Source organism: Castellaniella sp., assembly GCF_034675845.1.
In the GTDB taxonomy this organism is placed as follows: Bacteria; Pseudomonadota; Gammaproteobacteria; order Burkholderiales; family Burkholderiaceae_B; genus Castellaniella.
In genome coordinates, this window is record NZ_JAUCCU010000001.1 from 1,314,690 (window position 1) to 1,332,902 (window position 18,213).

General features: G+C 58.5%; 21 protein-coding genes. 12 read left to right on the forward strand and 9 right to left on the reverse strand.

What is annotated here, in order from left to right; all coding sequences use genetic code 11:
- The first annotated feature begins 44 nt into the window (after positions 1-44).
- The 6 genes from VDP81_RS06280 to VDP81_RS06305 all read left to right on the forward strand — a co-directional run bounded on the left by VDP81_RS06280 (position 45) and on the right by VDP81_RS06305 (position 4,212).
- Positions 45-602 carry a cytochrome b gene (locus VDP81_RS06280; protein WP_322995533.1) on the forward strand — a complete coding sequence of 186 codons (558 nt, stop codon included), beginning with the start codon at positions 45-47 and terminating at the stop codon, positions 600-602.
- A gap of 37 nt (positions 603-639) precedes the next feature.
- On the forward strand, positions 640-1,212 hold the full coding sequence (locus VDP81_RS06285; protein ID WP_322995534.1) for a YceI family protein: 573 nt from the start codon (positions 640-642) through the stop codon (positions 1,210-1,212).
- Between the two features lie 48 nt (positions 1,213-1,260).
- Complete coding sequence (locus tag VDP81_RS06290) at positions 1,261-1,830, forward strand: YceI family protein (RefSeq protein ID WP_323011827.1); 570 nt, start codon at positions 1,261-1,263, stop codon at positions 1,828-1,830.
- Positions 1,831-1,886: 56 nt separating this feature from the next.
- Complete coding sequence (locus VDP81_RS06295) at positions 1,887-2,855, forward strand: glutathione S-transferase family protein (RefSeq protein WP_323011828.1); 969 nt, start codon at positions 1,887-1,889, stop codon at positions 2,853-2,855.
- A 134-nt stretch (positions 2,856-2,989) separates the two neighbouring features.
- On the forward strand, positions 2,990-3,211 hold the full coding sequence (locus VDP81_RS06300) for a hypothetical protein (protein WP_323011829.1): 222 nt from the start codon (positions 2,990-2,992) through the stop codon (positions 3,209-3,211).
- Positions 3,212-3,243: 32 nt separating this feature from the next.
- A complete protein-coding gene (locus VDP81_RS06305; protein WP_323011486.1) occupies positions 3,244-4,212 on the forward strand; it encodes an IS5 family transposase in 969 nt (322 codons plus the stop codon).
- Between the two features lie 312 nt (positions 4,213-4,524).
- Here the strand turns inward: VDP81_RS06305 and VDP81_RS06310 are convergent, their stop codons facing one another.
- Positions 4,525-5,226, reverse strand: coding sequence for a transposase (locus VDP81_RS06310; protein ID WP_323011830.1), 702 nt, complete (start codon positions 5,224-5,226; stop codon positions 4,525-4,527).
- 212 nt (positions 5,227-5,438) lie between these two features.
- Between VDP81_RS06310 and VDP81_RS06315 the strand changes: the two genes are divergently transcribed.
- Both VDP81_RS06315 and VDP81_RS06320 read left to right on the forward strand, forming a co-directional pair.
- Complete coding sequence (locus tag VDP81_RS06315) at positions 5,439-5,927, forward strand: tripartite tricarboxylate transporter TctB family protein (protein WP_323011831.1); 489 nt, start codon at positions 5,439-5,441, stop codon at positions 5,925-5,927.
- 24 nt (positions 5,928-5,951) lie between these two features.
- Positions 5,952-7,466 (forward strand): tripartite tricarboxylate transporter permease, encoded by a 1,515-nt coding sequence (locus VDP81_RS06320; RefSeq protein ID WP_323011832.1) that lies wholly within the window; start codon positions 5,952-5,954, stop codon positions 7,464-7,466.
- Between the two features lie 93 nt (positions 7,467-7,559).
- On the opposite strand, the gene VDP81_RS06325 is transcribed toward VDP81_RS06320, so the two are convergent.
- The 7 genes from VDP81_RS06325 to VDP81_RS06355 all read right to left on the reverse strand — a co-directional run bounded on the left by VDP81_RS06325 (position 7,560) and on the right by VDP81_RS06355 (position 13,229).
- Complete coding sequence (locus VDP81_RS06325; protein ID WP_323011833.1) at positions 7,560-8,528, reverse strand: Bug family tripartite tricarboxylate transporter substrate binding protein; 969 nt, start codon at positions 8,526-8,528, stop codon at positions 7,560-7,562.
- Positions 8,529-8,709: 181 nt separating this feature from the next.
- Positions 8,710-10,032, reverse strand: a complete 1,323-nt coding sequence (locus tag VDP81_RS06330) for a hypothetical protein (RefSeq protein WP_323011834.1) — start codon at positions 10,030-10,032, stop codon at positions 8,710-8,712.
- 28 nt (positions 10,033-10,060) lie between these two features.
- Entirely contained in the window at positions 10,061-11,587 is a 1,527-nt protein-coding gene (gene tnpC, locus VDP81_RS06335; protein WP_322995367.1) for an IS66 family transposase, read from the reverse strand.
- A gap of 206 nt (positions 11,588-11,793) precedes the next feature.
- A complete protein-coding gene (tnpB, locus tag VDP81_RS06340) occupies positions 11,794-12,054 on the reverse strand; it encodes an IS66 family insertion sequence element accessory protein TnpB (RefSeq protein WP_323011835.1) in 261 nt (86 codons plus the stop codon).
- Positions 12,054-12,422 carry an IS66 family insertion sequence element accessory protein TnpA gene (gene tnpA, locus VDP81_RS06345; RefSeq protein WP_269360395.1) on the reverse strand — a complete coding sequence of 123 codons (369 nt, stop codon included), beginning with the start codon at positions 12,420-12,422 and terminating at the stop codon, positions 12,054-12,056. The genes tnpB and tnpA overlap by 1 nt, the downstream gene beginning before the upstream one ends.
- 61 nt (positions 12,423-12,483) lie before the next feature.
- Positions 12,484-12,675: a hypothetical protein gene (locus VDP81_RS06350; protein ID WP_323011836.1), complete on the reverse strand. Its 192-nt coding sequence runs from the start codon at positions 12,673-12,675 to the stop codon at positions 12,484-12,486.
- A 302-nt stretch (positions 12,676-12,977) separates the two neighbouring features.
- The gene (locus tag VDP81_RS06355; RefSeq protein WP_323011837.1) at positions 12,978-13,229 is read right to left on the reverse strand and encodes a helix-turn-helix domain-containing protein; all 252 of its coding nucleotides are present in this window, start codon (positions 13,227-13,229) and stop codon (positions 12,978-12,980) included.
- A 125-nt stretch (positions 13,230-13,354) separates the two neighbouring features.
- On the opposite strand from VDP81_RS06355, the gene VDP81_RS06360 reads away from it, so the two are divergent.
- The 4 genes from VDP81_RS06360 to VDP81_RS06375 all read left to right on the forward strand — a co-directional run bounded on the left by VDP81_RS06360 (position 13,355) and on the right by VDP81_RS06375 (position 17,522).
- On the forward strand, positions 13,355-14,578 hold the full coding sequence (locus VDP81_RS06360; protein WP_323011838.1) for a tyrosine-type recombinase/integrase: 1,224 nt from the start codon (positions 13,355-13,357) through the stop codon (positions 14,576-14,578).
- Positions 14,579-14,673: 95 nt separating this feature from the next.
- A complete protein-coding gene (locus VDP81_RS06365; RefSeq protein WP_323011839.1) occupies positions 14,674-15,402 on the forward strand; it encodes a DUF6088 family protein in 729 nt (242 codons plus the stop codon).
- Positions 15,399-16,463, forward strand: a complete 1,065-nt coding sequence (locus VDP81_RS06370) for a nucleotidyl transferase AbiEii/AbiGii toxin family protein (RefSeq protein ID WP_323011840.1) — start codon at positions 15,399-15,401, stop codon at positions 16,461-16,463. The genes VDP81_RS06365 and VDP81_RS06370 overlap by 4 nt, the downstream gene beginning before the upstream one ends.
- 417 nt (positions 16,464-16,880) lie before the next feature.
- Positions 16,881-17,522 carry a DUF3489 domain-containing protein gene (locus VDP81_RS06375; RefSeq protein ID WP_323011841.1) on the forward strand — a complete coding sequence of 214 codons (642 nt, stop codon included), beginning with the start codon at positions 16,881-16,883 and terminating at the stop codon, positions 17,520-17,522.
- Positions 17,523-17,586: 64 nt separating this feature from the next.
- Here the strand turns inward: VDP81_RS06375 and VDP81_RS06380 are convergent, their stop codons facing one another.
- Positions 17,587-18,126: an elements of external origin gene (locus VDP81_RS06380; RefSeq protein WP_323011842.1), complete on the reverse strand. Its 540-nt coding sequence runs from the start codon at positions 18,124-18,126 to the stop codon at positions 17,587-17,589.
- Positions 18,127-18,213 lie beyond the last annotated feature (87 nt).

Genomic DNA, 18,213 nt, shown 5'->3' on the forward strand with positions numbered 1-18,213 from the left:
TCTCTTGTCGATACCTATAAAGATCAAGCATCAAACAACAAAACATGCAAACCTTATCGCAAAAACCCCCGCGCTATACCCGCACAGCTATTTTTCTGCACTGGCTGGTCGGGTTGGGCCTGATCGGCACCTTTTCTCTGGGCTTTTATATGGAAGGCCTGCCCTTGTCGCCCAGCAAGCTGCAGCTGTATTCGTGGCACAAATGGGCAGGTATGACATTGCTGCTGCTGGCCGTGGTGCGCCTGGCCTGGCGCATGAGCCACCCCGCCCCCGCGCTGCCCCTGTCCATTAGCCCCACCGCTCGCCTGGCCGCACATGCCGGGCATTGGGTGCTGTATGCACTGATGCTGGCCATTCCGGTCAGTGGCTGGTTGATGAGTTCCGCGCAAGGTTTCCCGGTGGTGTGGTTTGGCGTGCTGCCTTTGCCCGATTTGGTTTCAAAAAGCACCGCCCTGGGCGATATCCTGCACAGTACCCACGTCGCATTGAACTACGCGCTGGTGGCGGCGGTTGTCGGACATATAGGCGCGGCCCTACACCACCATCTCGTCAAAAAAGACACAATCATGACCCGGATGCTGCCGTTTGTCGGTCAGGCCTGAAGCCCTGCAACCACCACCCATCTCAAAGGACACCCCGATGAAGTTTTCTTTCCTGCGTCCGCTCGTGCTTTCCGCCGCATTGGGCCTGGGCTTGCTGGGTAGCGCCCACGCGGTCGAATACACCACGCTGGATTCCGCCGCCAGCACGGTCACCTTTGGCTATAGCCAGATGAATGTCAAAATGGATGGCAGCTTCAGCGAACTGAAAGCCACCAAACTGAGCTTTGATCCCGCCGCCCCGGAAGCCGCCGAAGTTGCCATCGAAGTCGCCTTGGCAAGCATTGATGCGGGCTACGCAGAAGCCAATACCGAACTGGAAAAAGCAGAATGGCTGGGACTGGCAGCGCATCCGCTGGCGACGTTTACCTCAAGCAAGGTCACCCCCCTGGACGAGAACCGCTATCAAGTCACCGGCGACCTGTCGATCAAGGGCATCAGCAAAGCAGTCACCGCGCCTTTTACCTTCACGCAAGACGGCGAAACAGGCATTTTTGAAGGCAGCTTTACGTTCCAACGCGCCGATTTCGGCATAGGCGAAGGCGAGTGGAAAGACTTCAGCATCGTTGCCAACGATATTCAAATCACTTTTCATATTGTGGCAAAACCGTAATTGCCAGACATTTCCCCTTTCATGATTCAATTAAACACAGGACCTCTGATGAAAAAGACTCTGATTGCCGCAGCATTTTCCGCTTTCTTTGCCGCCCAGGCCATCGCTGCCCCGCAAACCTATGTACTGGACTCCACCCACACCTTTCCGCGGTTTTCGTACACCCACATGGGCCTGTCCAAGCAGATCCTGCGCTTCGACCAAACCACCGGCACCGTGGTGCTGGACAAGGACGCCAAGCAAGCTCAGGTGGATGTCACCATCGACATGAGCACCATCAGCACCGGCTTCGATGCCTTTAACGGCCACATCCAGGGCCCGGACTTTCTGGACACCAAGCAGTTTCCCACCGCTACGTTCAAGTCCACCAAAGTTGTGTTTGACGGGGATAAGCCCACCAGCATCGAAGGCGACCTGACCATCAAGGGCGTGACCAAACCGGTCACCCTGACCGTCACGTCGTTTTTCAATGGCCCGCATCCCATGCTGAAGAAAGACGCCATCGGCGCAAACGCCACTGCGGTGATTTCGCGCAGCGAATTCAATGCCGGAAAATTTGTCCCCGCCGTGGGCGACGAGGTGACCCTGGATATCGCACTGGAAGCCATCGTCGAATAAGCAGGCACAGAATATCGGGCCAGGCAAGCGCCACGGCCCGGCATACAAGGGAAATCATGGGACTTTTAGTTGATGGCCAGTGGCACGATCAATGGTATGACACCAGCAGCACAGGCGGGCGCTTTGTGCGCAGCGACGCCCAGTTCCGCCACTGGATCACCCCCGACGGCAGTGCCGGGCCCAGCGGCGATGCGGGTTTCCAGGCCGAAGCCGGGCGCTACCATCTTTACGTTTCCCTGGCCTGCCCCTGGGCGCACCGCGTCCTGATTCTGCGGGCGCTGAAGGGCCTGGACAGCATGATCAGCGTATCCGTCGTGAACCCATATATGGGCCAGCATGGCTGGACTTTTGAAGCTGGTCCGGGCGTGATCGCCGACCCCGTGGGCCAGGCCCAATACCTGTACCAGGTGTACCTGCGTGCGCAGCATGACTACAGCGGGCGCGTAACCGTGCCTGTCTTGTGGGACTTGCAGCGCCGCACCATCGTCAGCAATGAGTCCTCGGAAATCATCCGCATGTTGAATTCCGCCTTCGACGGCATCGGCGCCAAAGCAGGCGACTACGCACCGACGGAGTTGCTGCCGGAAATCGATGCCATCAATGCAAGAATCTACGATGCCATCAACAACGGCGTCTACAAGGCCGGTTTTGCCACCACGCAGCGGGTCTACGAACAAGAGGTCAACGCGTTGTTTGCCTGCCTGGATCAGCTGGAAGACACGTTGGGCCAACAGCGCTATCTGCTGGGTGACCGCATCACCGAGGCCGACTGGCGCTTATTCACAACCTTGATTCGCTTTGATGCCGTCTACCACGGCCATTTCAAATGCAATTTGAAGCGCCTGATCGACTACCAGCATCTGTGGCGCCACACCCGCGAGCTATATCAATGGCCGGGGGTGGCGGACACGCTGAACTTCGACCACATCAAGCAGCATTATTACCGCAGCCACGGCAGTATCAACCCCAACGGCATCGTGCCGTCGGGACCAGTGTTGGATATCTTGTCGCCTACCCGTATGTAATCGTTAATGTTTGTACCGCCTGAGCAGATTCAGCGCCGCGCAGTTGTCTCTGGATACAAGCCGTGTTGTTAGGTAGGGTTTCTACCAGAGAGTTGAACCACAATGCTTGGACTTGAACTGCGCAAAGGCGACTCATGAAAAAAATGATACTGGCTGCCGCCGTGACACTGGGCCTACTGACGGCTTGGCCTGCCGCGCAAGCGGGCGATATAGATTTGAGTATCGGCATCGGCATCCCAGGCCTGATGTTTGGCGGCCCCCCTGTGTACTACGCCCCCCCACCCCCTCCGCGTGTCGTCGTGGTGCCGCAACCTATGGAAGGTCTGAACAAGTCCCCTGGACCTGTCAGAATGTAGGTTGTTGAACGAGACCCAATCAGGAAGCCCCGATGAGCCAGTTGAGTTTTTCCGACGCCGAATTTGCAGGCAAGCGCAAAGTGACGCGCCGCGAGAAGTTCCTGGCCCAGATGGAACGGGCCGTTCCCTGGAAGGTCTTCGCCGACCTGGTCGAACCGCACTACCCGAAGGCCGGCAACGGCCGTAGGCCTTACCCGTTGGAAGTGATGCTGCGCATCCACTTCATGCAGCAGTGGTTCAACCTGTCGGACCCGGCGATGGAAGAGGCGCTGTACGACAGCACCTCGATACGCAATTTCGCCAAGCTCTCGCTCACGCGTGGCAGCATTCCTGACGAGACGACGATCCTGAACTTTCGTCATCTGCTGGAAAAACACGACATTGCAGCAGACGCACTGGAAGCGGTGAACTTGCTGTTGGCCGATCAGGGCATCACGGTACGCAAGGGCACGATCATCGATGCCACGATCATCGAAGCGCCCAGTTCTACGAAGAACGCCGCAGGCGCGCGGGATCCCGAGATGCATCAGACCAAGAAGGGCAATCAGTGGCACTTTGGCATGAAGGCCCACATTGGCGTGGACATGACCGGCCTGGTGCACACTGTGGTGGGCACGGCAGCCAATGTTCACGATGTCACGCAGGCCCATGCGCTGCTGCACGGTGAAGAAGAATTGGTGCTGGGCGATGCGGGCTACCGAGGAGTCCAGGATCGAGAGGAAAACCAGAGTCGCAACGTGCAGTGGCACATTGCCATGCGTCCGGGCAAACGCCGTGCGCTGGGCAAGAGCAACATGGGGCGGATGCTGGAGTCCTACGAACGAGCCAAGGCCAGCCTGCGCTCGCGGGTGGAGCATCCGTTTCGGGTGATCAAATGCCAGTTTGGATTTACCAAGGTGCGCTATCGGGGGCTGGCCAAGAACACGGCGCAGCTGAAGATGCTGTTTACGTTGGCAAACCTGTGGAAGGTGCGCCACCATTTGATGGCTACGGCGGGATAGGTGCGCCCGAAATGGGCGTAGAGGGCCCAAAACGGGCCTGTCAGGGCGGAAATCACCCTGATTCTGGCCTATTTTTGAGCAAAAGTTCTGCATTATGAAATTCAGGTCGATTGGGCTGGAAAAACAGATTCTGAAACCGGCTTGATCAGACCTTCCCTATCTATGTGTCTCCGCCACTACCATACTATTATGATAAGCATGCCTATAAGCATGCCGAAAAACGCTGGCGAAAACAGCAGAAAAGAGCCTGGAAGGAATATCGTCACGGGCGGCATGGCGACCGCGACGATTGATTAATGGTGATTAATGGGGTCAGACACCATATTTTTTTGGCCTGCCGAGGCCTTTTGATTCTGTTTGCCTGCTTGTCAGAGCCATAATTTGCTGTTTGAAACGATCACTGCCGATTGCCCAGCCTTTATGGGTCAATTCACGAATCACCTGCAGATCCTGGCCAGACAACGCTTCGTGGAACAAGGCCCGATACGCTGCACGACGAGATTGATCACAACGACCCAGGCGCATATATTGCATATGCGGCTTCAGCCACTGCGTGTTGACTCCGGTTCCTCCCCAAGCATTGAATGCGTAACTGGACCAGGGATAGCTGCCTGGCAAGGCCACCATCCCAGCACGAACGGGATTGAGTTCGATATATCGCATCAAGGTCAATAGATATTGCTCGGTGTCCACCACCGTGGCGCGATAGCGTCCTTCCCAAAGAGTGCCGCTGCGCCCATATTTGTCATTGAAATAACGCACATATCGCCTGCCTGCCGACTGAAAGACCTTGCTGATACTACCCACCTGCCCAGGCGTTGCCAGCAGGTGCACATGATTGATCATCCAGACATAGGCATGAATCGCCAAATCGTATTCCTGTGCCGCCAGAACCAAGACATCGCGAAAATATTCATAATCTTCTTTAGCGACAAAAATAACCTGTTTATTATTGCCGCGCTGGATTATATGCTGCGGTTGCCCCGGAATCACATAACGAGGAAGGCGCGCCATGATTATTCCAATAATATAAAACAAACAACCAGCGTAGCATTGATATTGACCCCAAGCCCTGCAGCAGGATATTTGTGTCATTGAAATAATTTATGGGGTTTATGGGGTCAGACACCATTCATCCTTGAAAATGGTGTCTGACCCCATTTCCTTGTTCGGCCGCTCTGACGTTAAAATGGTGTCTGACCCCATTATTTTCGGGAATTTTTGCTATGCAAATCAAGAGTCAGAAGGATTTTTTTTCGGGCTTGCTGTTTTTCATGACTGGTGCAGCGTTTGCCTGGGGGGCGGCCCAGTACAGGCTGGGTACCAGCGCGCATATGGGGCCAGGGTATTTTCCCTTGCTTTGCAGCATTTTATTGATGGGGATCGGGGTGGTGCTTTGCATCAAGGCTATTTCCTTGACGCCCCAGGATGATGGCTTGATCGGGCGGTGGGCGCTGCGGCCTGTTGTGCTGATCACAGGGGCCAATATTCTGTTCGGCATTTTGCTGGGCGGATGGTCCCAGCTGCATATCCCCGTGTTTGGCTTTGCCGTGGCGGCACTGATTCTGGTGGTGGTAGCCGCAATGGCGGGCCCCGAATTCAAAGCCCGAGAAGCCCTGATCCTGGCCTTGATCCTGACCATCGGCAGTTGGCTGGTCTTTATCTTTGCGCTGAACATGCAAATGCCCAGCTGGCCCAGTTTTCTTTCCCTCTAAGCATCACCTGACAGAACTGAAACCATGGAAATTCTCGATCATCTCGCGCTGGGGTTCAGTGTCGCCTTTACGATGCAAAACCTGATGTATGCCTTTGTGGGCTGTCTACTGGGCACCCTGATCGGTATTTTGCCCGGATTGGGCCCCACCGCCACCATTGCCATCCTGTTGCCCAGCACCTATGCCCTGGACCCAACCTCGGCCCTGATCATGCTGGCCGGCATTTATTACGGCGCGGCCTATGGCGGTTCCACGACATCCATCCTGGTCAACCTGCCTGGCGAAATCTCGTCCGTGGTGACCACCTTGGACGGCTACCAGATGGCCCGCAAAGGCCGCGCTGGCCCCGCATTGGCGGCCAGCGCCATTGGATCTTTTGTCGCCGGCTGCTTTGGCACGCTGGTTATTGCCGCCTTTGCAATCCCGCTGACCGAACTGGCCTTCAAGTTCGGGCCGGCCGAGTATTTTTCCTTGATTGTCGTCGGGCTGATCGGCTCGGTCATCCTGGCCTCCGGCTCCGTACTCAAGGCACTGGGCATGATCGTTCTGGGCCTGCTGCTGGGGACCATGGGCACAGACGTCAATTCGGGGCTCCAGCGCTTTACTTTCAATATCCCGGAAATGAGCAGCGGCATCAACTTCGTCGTGATCGCCATGGGCCTGTTTGGATACGGCGAGATCATTTCCAACCTGTCCCGTGGTCATGAAACCCGGGAAGTCTTCAAGGTGAAACTCTCGGGGCTTTATCCCAGCCGCGCCGATTGGAAACACATGATGCCGTCCATCGGACGCGGAACAGTGATTGGATCGATCCTGGGAATCCTGCCCGGCGGCGGTGCGGTCCTGTCATCTTTTGCCGCCTATGCCACCGAAAAGAAAATCCGGCTTCAGCCCGATGAGGTACCTTTTGGCGAAGGCAATATCCGCGGAGTCGCGGCTCCCGAAGCTGCCAATAACTCTGGCTCTCAGACGTCATTCATTCCTTTGTTGACCCTGGGGCTGCCACCCAACAGCGTGATGGCGCTGATGATGGGCGCCATGATCATCCACGACATTCAACCCGGCCCCCAGGTCATGTCCAGCAATCCCGAACTATTTTGGGGGCTGATCGCGTCGATGTGGATCGGTAATGCCATTCTGGTGATCCTGAACCTGCCCCTGGTAGGCCTGTGGGTCAAGCTGCTGACCCTGCCCTATCGATGGCTGTTTCCCGCGATTGTGCTGTTTTGCGCCGTGGGCGCGTATTCCTTGAGCAACAGCACCTGGGACATCTGGATGCTGGGCTGGTTTGGCATCATCGGCTATGTCTTCATCAAACTGGGACTGGAAGCCGCCCCTTTGTTGCTGGCCTTGATTCTGGGCCCCATGATGGAAGAAAACCTAAGGCGCGCACTGCTGCTGTCACGCGGCGACTGGAGCACGCTGGTCACCCGGCCGATTTCCGCCAGCCTGCTGATATTGGCCCTGGTGCTACTGCTGGCGCTGCTGCTGCCATCCATCCGCAAGCGCCGTCAGGACGCCTTTGTAGAAGAAAATTAATGGGGTCAGAAAATTAATGGGGTCAGACACCATTTTGATGCGGTCTTTCTGATGCGTAAATGGTGTCTGACCCCATTAATTCCGGTCTGTCCCTTATTCCAGACGGATATTCTGGGATTCAATGATGTCGCCCAGCAGTTTGGCCTCGGAGGCGACACGCTGCTGCATGCCTTCGGGGGTTGACCCCACTGCCGTCCAGCCCTGATTAAAGAGCTTCTGGCGGATTTCAGGAGTCTGCAGAATCTGCATGATGGCGGTCGAAACCTGTTGCTGTACGGGTTGGGGCATGCTGGCAGGCCCCACCAAGGCGTCCCAGACCTCTAGGTTGAAATCTTGGACACCCGCATCGGCCAGCGACGGCACGCCTGGCACCAGATCGCTAGGTCCGGCGCTAGTCACGCCAACGGCATTCAGTTTGCCCGCCTTGACCTGGGGCATCGCCACCCCCGGCGGCATCAGCGCCATCTGTACCTGTCCGCCAATCAGGGCCGTCACCACCGCCGGATTACCGCCGGTATACGGCACCTGCATCGGTAGGAAACCAGGGACGCGGCTCTTCAGAAGTTCCATGCCCAGGTGCGAGACTGAACCGACCCCTACCGAGCCGTAGTTCCAGCGGTCGCCTTCGGTCAGCGCCTTGTCAAAGAAGGCCTTGCCTGTTGGCTCCGCCTTGGGGACGACCAGGACCAGCGGCGCGGTGGCCAGCAAGCTGATGTAGCTGAAGTCCTTCAGCGGATCGTAGGGCAAGCTGGGATAAAGCTGCTTGGACGAGGTCAGGTTGCCATTGATCACGATGCCTAAGGTATGGCCGTCCGTGGACTTTGCCACATAATCGGCCGCGATATTGCCACTGGCGCCCGGCTTGTTCTCGACAATCACGGGTTGCCCCAAGGCCTGGGACAGAGGGTCGGACAAGGTCCGGGCAATCACGTCCGGCGTAGACCCACCCCCGAAACCGACCACCAGCTTCACCGGTTGCGTAGGCCAGCCCTGAGCCTGCGCAGAAAAAGACACTGCCAATGAGGCAGCTATCGCAGCAATCACAAAAACACGTCGTTGCATATGAGGATCTCCGGAGTGAAAATGGGGTCAGACACCATTATTCCATGTTAAGGGGGTTAATGGGGTCAGCCACTGTTTCCACTTTAATGGTGTCTGACCCCATTAATGTGAGAAAAAGGGTCAGACACCATTTCGCGTTTGGAAATGGTGTCTGACCCCTTTTTTTTTGTTGCGGGAAAACTTAGTTGGTGAAGTAATCAGTGGCAGCGGTAGCGCCAGTGACTCCGGTCAGTTGCACCACAATATCTCCGTCGCCGCAATCAAGATCGCCTGAAGCAATACCATAGGTATCGCCATCATATTCAACAAAACCATTGGCAATCAATATTACTTCGCTGGCGTTTACTGTGATGTCTTTCAGTTCGGTAAGGTATTCAGCAGCGTTTACTGCACTATTGATACTGGCGGACAAGGTGCCGATGCCCACAGCGGCGTCAGTATTAACATCAAAGTCAGTGATCGTGACAACTGTCAGGCCAGCGCCCGGAAGAACGGAAACAGAATCGCTACCAAGACCTGTCGTGACGGTGAAAACCGCACTGGCCCCCACGATGGAAGCACCTGTGATATTGATTACATCAGCAGCGCTGCCAGTGGTCACATCAGCCTTGGCGGCGGCTGTGATATTAAGCCAGTTTTGGCCAAGGGCCGAGCCCAAGAAGGTCGCGGTATCGGCGTCGATCACGACCGCTATCGAGCCACCCACCGTGCCCTGGGCATCTGCAGCATTGACGGTAACGGCTTTGGCAGTCAATTTGCCCAGTCCGATATCGCCGGGGATACCGCTGACCTGAACGTTAATAAGTCCGGTGTGTGCACCACCAGCGTCGTCAGCCACCGTGATGTTGCCCAGCGTGACATCACCCGACATCTTGGTGGCCAAGACAGTGACAGAATGATCGGCGCTGGTATCAATCGTGCCAATCGTCAGGCCTTTCAAGCCATTGGCAGTGACTGTGATGTCTTGATTCAAAGCAACAGAGCCCAGATTACCAAGCGTGACCGTACCACCACCCTTAGTATCAAGCAATGAAATCGAGTGAATCTCAGTCAATTCAGTATCGAGCGTCAGTATGCCATTGGCGCCGACATGGGCCGTCAGGGATGTCAGAGCAGTCAGGGTGGAACCCGTCAGATCAAGCTCATCGTCCGCCGCCACGGTGGCCTCCAAAGTCACCAACCTAGTTGTGGTCAGCTTAAGCGCCGATGCACCTGTGGTGTTCAACGTGGCACCACCGGCCACCTTAGTAACGATGGTGGCGCCATCCACCAAGCCATTGGCCGTGATATTAGAAGCCGAAGACGCGGTAATCGTGCCCGTGTATGCGGTATTGGTATCTATATCCAGCGTCAGATCGCTGCTGCTGCTCACCCTGATGTTGGTGTCATTGCTGTCCGGCGTGGCCGTTGTGGCCGTTGCGCCCGCCACAACATTAACGACTGTCGTGCCTCTGTGATCCGAAATCACGGTGCCAGCGCCATCACCCAGCAGCTTAAACCCCAAGTTGGCCGTAAGCGGTGCATCTCCCCCATTATTCCCAGGCGGCGAGATTCATGGCTAAATCTTGGTCATGAGTATTCCACGGCAACAGCGCCTCGATTTCGTCCACTGTTTGGGCCATCGGCAGGTGTTCCAGCACAAAGCGCAGCCACGCATAGGGCTCGCGCCCGTTGGCCTTGGCCGTTTCCAGCAGCGAATACAGTACCGCGCTGGCGTGTGCACCCGCCGGGGTATCCGCAAAAAGCCACGCTTTTCTGCCAATCACAAACGGCCTGATGGCGTTTTCTGCGGGGTTGTTATCGATGGGTAAATCGCCGCACTCGGTATAGCGGATCAGGCGCGGCCAGACCTTGTGCAGATATCCCAACGCTTCGCCCAGCTTGCTCCTGGGCGTGACCCCCGGCAGGGTTTCATCCAACCATGCACGCAGCTTTTGCAGGATCGGCAGGCTGTGGGTCTGGCGCGCCTCGAAGCGCTGCGCATCGCTCGCTGTTTTCAGCTTGGCCTCGATACGATACAGCCGGGCGAACAGATCCAGCGCGTGGTCTGCGCGGGCACTCTTGCCTTTGGGGCTGACCCGTTTGGCTTCGACGAACTTGCGCCGAGCATGGGCTGCGCACGCCAGGTGCTCCACACCGGGCAGGCGCGCCACCGGCGCGTAGCCTTCGTACCCGTCGGTCATCAGGTAACCCTGCCAGCCTTCGAGCAGGCGTACCGGTATCTGCCCCGAACGGCTCGCCTCGTAATCAAACAACACCACCGTGCGCCCCGGCGGCCCGCCGCGCTGCACCCACATATAACTTTTAGAGGTCGGACTTCGCCCTGGTTCTTTCAACACTTGAACCGTGGTTTCATCCATGTGGATGACGGGCGCATCCAGCAAGGTGTCGCGGGCCAGATTGTGCAGCGGCTGCAAGGCCTGGGCGAGCCTGATCATGGCCCGCGTCATGCTCTGGCGTGGGACGTCCACCTGGTGGCGGGCCATCACCTTCTCGAAGCGCGCCAGAGGCAGGCCGTCGACATACTTCACCACCGCCATCATCGCCAGGAACCCGGCGCTGAAGTTGCTGCGCGGCAGGACCTGCGCCGGTGCCGGCTGCTGTACCGGTGCCTGATCGCCCTTGGGGCAGGCGTAGCGCGGGCGCACCGTGCGGATCACGCGGATTTGCATCGGCACGATGTCCAGCTGTTCACTCACGTCTTCGCCGATACGCACCATGGGGGTGCCGCAGGCGCATTGGCGTTCTGCTTCGGGGACATCGACCAGGAACTCGACGCGGGGCAGCTCGGGCGGCAAAGCGCGGCGATGACCGCGCTTGGGGCGAGGCGTGTTGTGCGCGGGCGCGCCCTCGTGTGCGTCTTCGAGATCAGCGGCCTGCTCGGCCAAGGCTTCCACTTCGTTAAACAGCTCGCCCTGGTGCGACTCGCTACTGGGGCCGAACACCTGATGCCGGGCCAAGCGCCATTGCTCAAGGATGCGTTGCACCGCCTCGGCGACCCCTGTGGCGACGCCGGCGGCAATCCCTTCTTGCAGTTTCCTCTCGAACTCGGATTGCATCGCCGAACGCAAGGCGTGAAGGTGGGTTTCGTTCTGCGCCTGCAGCGTGGCCCGTAACTCGGCCAGCGTCTTTTCGCGCTCGGCTTTCAATGCCGCCTGGAAGGCTTCAACCGAGGTCGGCACAGCGCCGATTTCGGGGCTGTGCTCAGGGGGGAAGGATGGGGTGGCTGCAGGGCGATCAGACATGCATAATTATACCAGAATTATCACATAACTGACTGATATTTCAGTGTTTTATGAGGATGATTCGCCCATAAATCAAACCCTTCCAACAGCCACTCCAACTCTTTGGGGGTGAGTGTCACGGTCGCTTGCGCGCCTGGCGCGGGCCAGGCAAAGCGCTCTTTCTCCAGCCGCTTCTGCCAAAGGCAAAAGCCGTTGCGATGCCAATACAGAATCTTGATGCGGTTGCGCTGGCGATGCACGCAGCACAAGTAGACCTGCCCAATCGCCACTCCCGGGTGCATCAATGCACCTGCTCAGTCAGCGCCTGACGCACCTGCGCCAGCCACTGCGGGCTGGGCAAGCCGGGCAGCTCCAGACGCAGGCCAGCGCCCAGCACCAGTACATGGCGATCCGCCGCGACAGGGTGATCGACAGCGGCGAGCGGACCCACGCTGACCGGCACAAACTGGCGCGCAACCGGCGCAGCCACCGCCTTGACGGGCACCTGAGCCTTCCGCTCCAGGGCTTTGAGGCGCCGGCGCCAATAATACAGGCTTGAGACCGGCAACCCCTCACGCTGCGCGTAGGCCGTGGCGCCAATGCCCTCGCGCGCTATCGCGTCAAGGTGCATTTCCCACCAGGCCTGCCCTGGTCCTCGACTCGTCGACATCCTCGGTTCTCCTGTTTGCTTGCAGAACCGATACGATGCCCCACAGAGCGGGCGCGAACAATCATGGGAAAAATGGAGCGTTTATGTTCTTGATGGTCGGCATCGTACCGGTGATATTGCCACCGTAGAATTTGAATACGTCATTGCCGCCCGCGCCGTCGAGCTGGTCAGCTGGGCCTGTTGTATTCGCAGCGCCATTTCCGCCGATAAAGGTATCGTTGCCGGAAGTGCCGGTGAAGTTATCGATACCCACAGTGAGCGTAATAGCCAGCTACTCTGCAATCCATTTATAAATCAAAGACTTACGCGCGTTTTGAAGCCTCCTAAGCGCCCACTTCCGACCATTTTCCTACCGCAAAAGGCATATTTTCAGTCTGATCGTATATTTTCTTTGTCTTTTCAAAGACTTAGCCGCGTCACCTATCTATATAGACGCAATTTGCAGCCAATCAGACGTACCAACTACCTACCAACCGAAGCCATCGAGTGCAAAGGCCACCCAATGTGTCTCATCAGGTGGCCTTTGTGCCTTTTGGGTGGCTCGGGATGCTGTACTCATTGTGGCGCATCAGGCGGGTTTTGTGCCTTGAGAATGACGCCAATCGCCCCGTCATCGCGGGTGACGAATTCGATGCCGGCCAGGGTCAGGGCCTTGGCCACCTTGTTGAGCGTGGAGCCTCGGCTGTCGGCCAGCGCCCCTTCCATGCGCAGCAGCGCCGACATCGAGATGCCCGAGGCCTTGAGCAGGTCCTCTCGGCTCCAGCCCAGCATCGCGCGTGCGGCGCGGATCTGTCTTCCGTCGATCATGGTCGACTCCTCTTCTTTTTACTCAGTCTTGGTAGGTGAATATTTCTGTTTGATTAGACGTTTTTTGTGTCCTTTTCGGCGCATTGTATCGTAGCATGACCCTCGTTAGATAGAGGAGCACGACGATGCCAGCACAAGCGTTGACGACCGAATTCCTGGCCACGCTGCCAGGTCGCGAGCCTGCCTCCGGGGCCGTGAGTTACTTCGATACGGAGATCAAGGGCTTCTTGCTCGAGCATCGCGCCAGCGGCGGAGCGACCTTCTACTTCCGCTACCGCGATGCCGCCGGCAAGGTGCGACTGAACCGGATTGGTCGGGCCGATGAGATTTCAGTGTCGGACGCCCGGGCCAAGGCGCACAAGATGAAGCAGATGGTCACCGAGGGTGGCGACCCAAAGGTGGAGAGCCACCGCTTCAAGGATGTGCCGACCTTCGGGGATTTCGTGGCCGAACGCTATCTGCCCTACGCCAAGACAAGGAAGCGGAGCTGGGCAACTGACGAAATCATGCTGCGATGCCATATCCTGCCGGTGTTTGCCGATTTCCGGATGAACCGGATCACCCGCTCGGATGTGGTGGCCTTCCACCACACGGTGTTCGAGAAGGGCTACGCGGCCGGGACCTGCAACCGGATGATCGTGCTGATGAAGTTCATCTACAACTGCGCGATCCGCTGGGACATCCTGCCGCCCAAGAGCAACCCCTGCGATGGCGTGGAGCCCTTTGAAGACCACGGTGCGCGAGAGCGTTACCTGACCACCGAGGAGGTGCAGCGACTTTTTGACGAGTTGGACACCAACAGGAACGTGCAGGTCGGCCAGGTGATCCGGTTGCTGCTCTACACCGGCGCTCGCAAGCGCGAGATCCTGGATGCCCGGTGGGACGAGATTGACTTCAACCGGCGGATGCTGACGGTGCCAGCGGCGCGCTCGAAGTCGAAGAAGCCGCGTCACATTCCGCTCTCCGATGCGGCGGTGGAACTACTGCTATCGCTGCCCCGGCAGGATGACATCCCCTGGGTGTTTTTCAATCCGAAGACCAAGAAGCCACCGGTGTCGATCTTCTCGGCCTGGAACACTATTCGAAATCGTGTCGGAATGCCGGAACTACGACTGCACGACCTGCGCCACAGCTACGCGAGTTTCCTGGTGAACGCCGGGCGGTCACTGTACGAGGTGCAGAAGCTCCTCGGCCATCACGATCCGAAGGTGACAATGCGCTACGCACACCTGTCGCCGCAGGCGATGCTCGAGGCGGTCAATGTGGTGGGGAATGTGGTCGCCGGGGCTAGGGCGGGTCGGACTGTGGTGGGTGCGAATCAGCCGCAAACGGCAGTGGCCACCGCCTGATTTGTCCGAATAGTGTTGCTTACTTTCGGACAAGAGTCCTCGATGCCTCGCATTTTGTCCGATTTGTGTATATACTATTCGGACAGGAGGGCGCCATGCGAGGTCCCAGTCTCAATCTCAAATCACAGATCAGCCATCGCGTAGCTGGGCATCAGCCGGGCTACGTTTGGACGCCTGTCGACTTCCTCGACCTCGGGCCACGCGATGCCATCGACAAAGCGCTACAGCGCCTGGTGGCAACGGGAGATTTGCGGCGTGTGGATCGCGGCCTCTACGATCAGCCCCGACACAATGCACTGACCGGCAAGACTGCAGCACCAGACTACCGCAGCGTGATTGATGCTGTCAGCCGCCGAGATCAGGTGCGTGTGTTGGTCGACGGCATGACCGCTGCCAATGCCCTCGGGCTGACCGATGCGGTGCCTGCCCAGGTGGTGGTGCATACCGATGGACGCCTGCGTCCCATTCAACTTGGCAACCTCACCATCCAGTTTCGCTTGACGGCCGCCAGCAAGTTGTACTGGGCTGGCCACCCGGCCATGCAGGTCATCCAGGCATTGCACTGGTTGCGCGACACCCTGTCTGAGCAGCGCGATGCCGTCATCGCCCGACTCACGCGATTGCTCGCCAGCGACGCCAGCGGAGTGCTGAAAGATGACCTCCGGCAAGGACTGCCCACACTGCCTGCGTGGATGCAGGATCTGCTGCGCGAAATCCTGAAAGAAACCGACGAGGCCGATGCGAGCGGCAAGGCCTATTTGATGGTCCCAATGCCATCAGCGCCTCACGCTGAGCGGCACGTCGCACAAGGAGCCCATCAATGACGCCCGGATTCCAGGACATCATTGCTGCAGCAGAAGCGGATCGCCGTGACTTGTTTCTGAGCACGTCAATGCGACTGGGTACGCCCATTCAGAATGTCGAGAAAGACTTCTGGGTGTGCTGGGTACTGGACCTGCTGTTCAACGGGGCCGGTGCTGATGAGCCCCGGCTGTTGTTCAAGGGCGGCACGTCCCTCTCGAAGAGCCATGGCCTGATCTCCCGGTTTTCCGAAGACATCGACATCACCGTGTTCCGTGAAGATCTCGGTCAGGCGGTTGATGTGGAAGCCTTGGAAGGCCTGAGCGGAAAAAAGCAGCGTGCGCATCTGAATGCAATCAAGGACGCCTGCCAGCGCTACATCACCTCGACGCTCAAGACACGCCTGACCGCCAGCATTGCGTCGGCGTTTGAGAAGGCTGGGCTGCTCTTCAATCCGTCGGCTGTCGCCTTGGACCCTGACGATCCGGATCAGCAAACCCTGCTGATCGCCTATCCCGCCGTCAGCGCCCAGCCTGGGGACTACAACCCGCCGACCGTGAAAATCGAAGCGGGGGCCAAGTCAGCACTCGATCCGCACCGCGCCACGATGGTCACGCCCTACCTGGCAGAGGATGTGCCGAACCTGATGCTGAGCGTGACCAACGTCGTGACCATCGACGCCGAGCGGACGTTCTGGGACAAGGTGGTCATTCTTCACGGTCAGCGTCGCTGGTTTGAACGACGCGGTGAGCTGCGTCGCCAAGGGCAGCGCGTCTCCCGTCACTACTACGACATCTACCGCCTGCTGCGCAGCGATGTCGGCCAGCGTGCGGCGCGCGATCTCGGCCTAGCGAGGGACTGCGCACGTCACGCCCGGATGTTTTTCAACAGCAACGATCTGGATCTGGCCACCGCCCATCCTGGGACATTTGCGCTGTCGCCACTGCCGGAAATGGATATCCAACTGCGCAGAGACTACACGGCCATGGCTGGGATGATCTTCGGCGAAGTGCCTGAGTGGGAGAGCATTGTCGAAACCATTCTGCAATTCGAAGAGCAGGTCAACGCGGGCACCAGCCAGTGACGAACACCGCACTGATCGAGTAATTGCGCAAATTTGCGCATTTCCCGACAGCCACCCTGGGCCGGCTCTGGCCAAAAATCCGCCAATTGGCGGATTTATCAGTTGGCCATCTGCACAAGGATGCGCAATTTTGCGCACCCACCAAGGCGGCAGCGCGCCTGCACAGCGTTACGCAAATTTGCTGATCGGCGGCCACCCCGACAAGTTCCGCCCATGGGCGGATTTCCGGCAGCAATCTCCGATGTGCAAATTTGCATCGCGGGTGGAGCCACGAGCGCCGTTGGCAGCTGACCACCACCGAAACCGTGCCAATTGGCATCTCCTGGCTCTTTCGTCCCCACCATCCGGAAACCGGCAAATTTGCCGGATTTCACCTCCCTCCTGAGTCCAGCGATGTGCTGACCACCTTCCGCAAATTTGCGGAAGGTCCGTCCTGCTCCGTCCCAGTACGCCACCCGATCTCCACTGCCCAGCGCTGCCTGCGCCAATTGGCGGAGCCAACACTCCCTCATCACCCGCGCGCATTGCGATGCAGGCGGCCTGATCGAGCCGCTGCTCGACCTCAAGGGCGGGGCCAAACTCAAGATGATCGCCAGCCTCGCCAGCCGCCACCTGATCGAACAGGCTGATGGTCAATGGCGCCTGACCGCCACGGCCATCGCGATCATCAAGGGCGAGGCCAAGCCGGAAGATGTGCTGCCGCCAACCGCGACGGTGGCACCGGCCACTAACTCAGCTACGCCGGCGCAGACAACGCCGCCGCCCGATGACCCAGAGATGGAAGCCGCCGTCACCGCCGCCGAGGCGTCCTGGCAAACCGTGCAGGAAACACCCCGGGTGCGGGTCGACAGCAAGCAGGCCCAGGTCATCGCCCTGCTGCAACGACCGCAAGGCACCTCGATTGCCGAGATCATGGCGCTCACCGGCTGGCAAGCGCACAGCGTTCGTGGCCTCTTTGCCGGAACGCTCAAGAAGCGCGGCATCGTGGTCACCTCCGAGAAGACCGAAGGCGGCGAGCGGGTGTATCGGGTCGCGGCACCTGAAGCCGCCCTCGCCTGATCAAATGGACGCAGACCGGGTTGCCAGCACCTGCGCAACCCGGCGCCCTCACTGCGTCAAGCCCTCACGCCACCAACTCCTCCAGCGCCTGGTGGATCGCGCGGTCAATCAGATCGGCCACGCCCCGCACATCAGGCTTGTCGACCACCAGCGCGACGATCTCGGGGGCCACCTTGTTGGGGATCTGCTGCATCCTGTCCCGCAGCTGACGCGCCAGCGTAAAGACCTTGGCATCCACCTCGTCCTTGCTCACCAGCTTGTCGCTGCGTTCCTCGAACTCCAGCTTCGCCAGCCGCGCGGCGTAGGTTTCTCGCACGGCACGGGCCTTGTGATAGTCGACACCACGCGCTTCGTCGACAGCCGAAGGGGTGGGCGGCGCGGTGGATGGGCGGGAGGTTGCCACAGGCGTTGCCACCCGGGTTGCCACGTTTTTTTCGCTGGGCAGCGGCGCAGGCCGGGTGTGCTGCAGCCATTGCGCATCGGCTTTGGCCGGATCGATGCTGCCATCGGCTTCTTTGTGGATACGCCCGGCAGCAATGGCCTTGCGCACGGCTTCGTGGCTGACGCCACGGTGTTGGGCATAAGCCCGTATAGACATTCCCATGAGTGAGCCACCAAGTTGACGTCAAAGTATTATGGCGTTAAATCAACTACTTAAAGATATTTTTAATGTCTTTTTAGGGAAATCCTA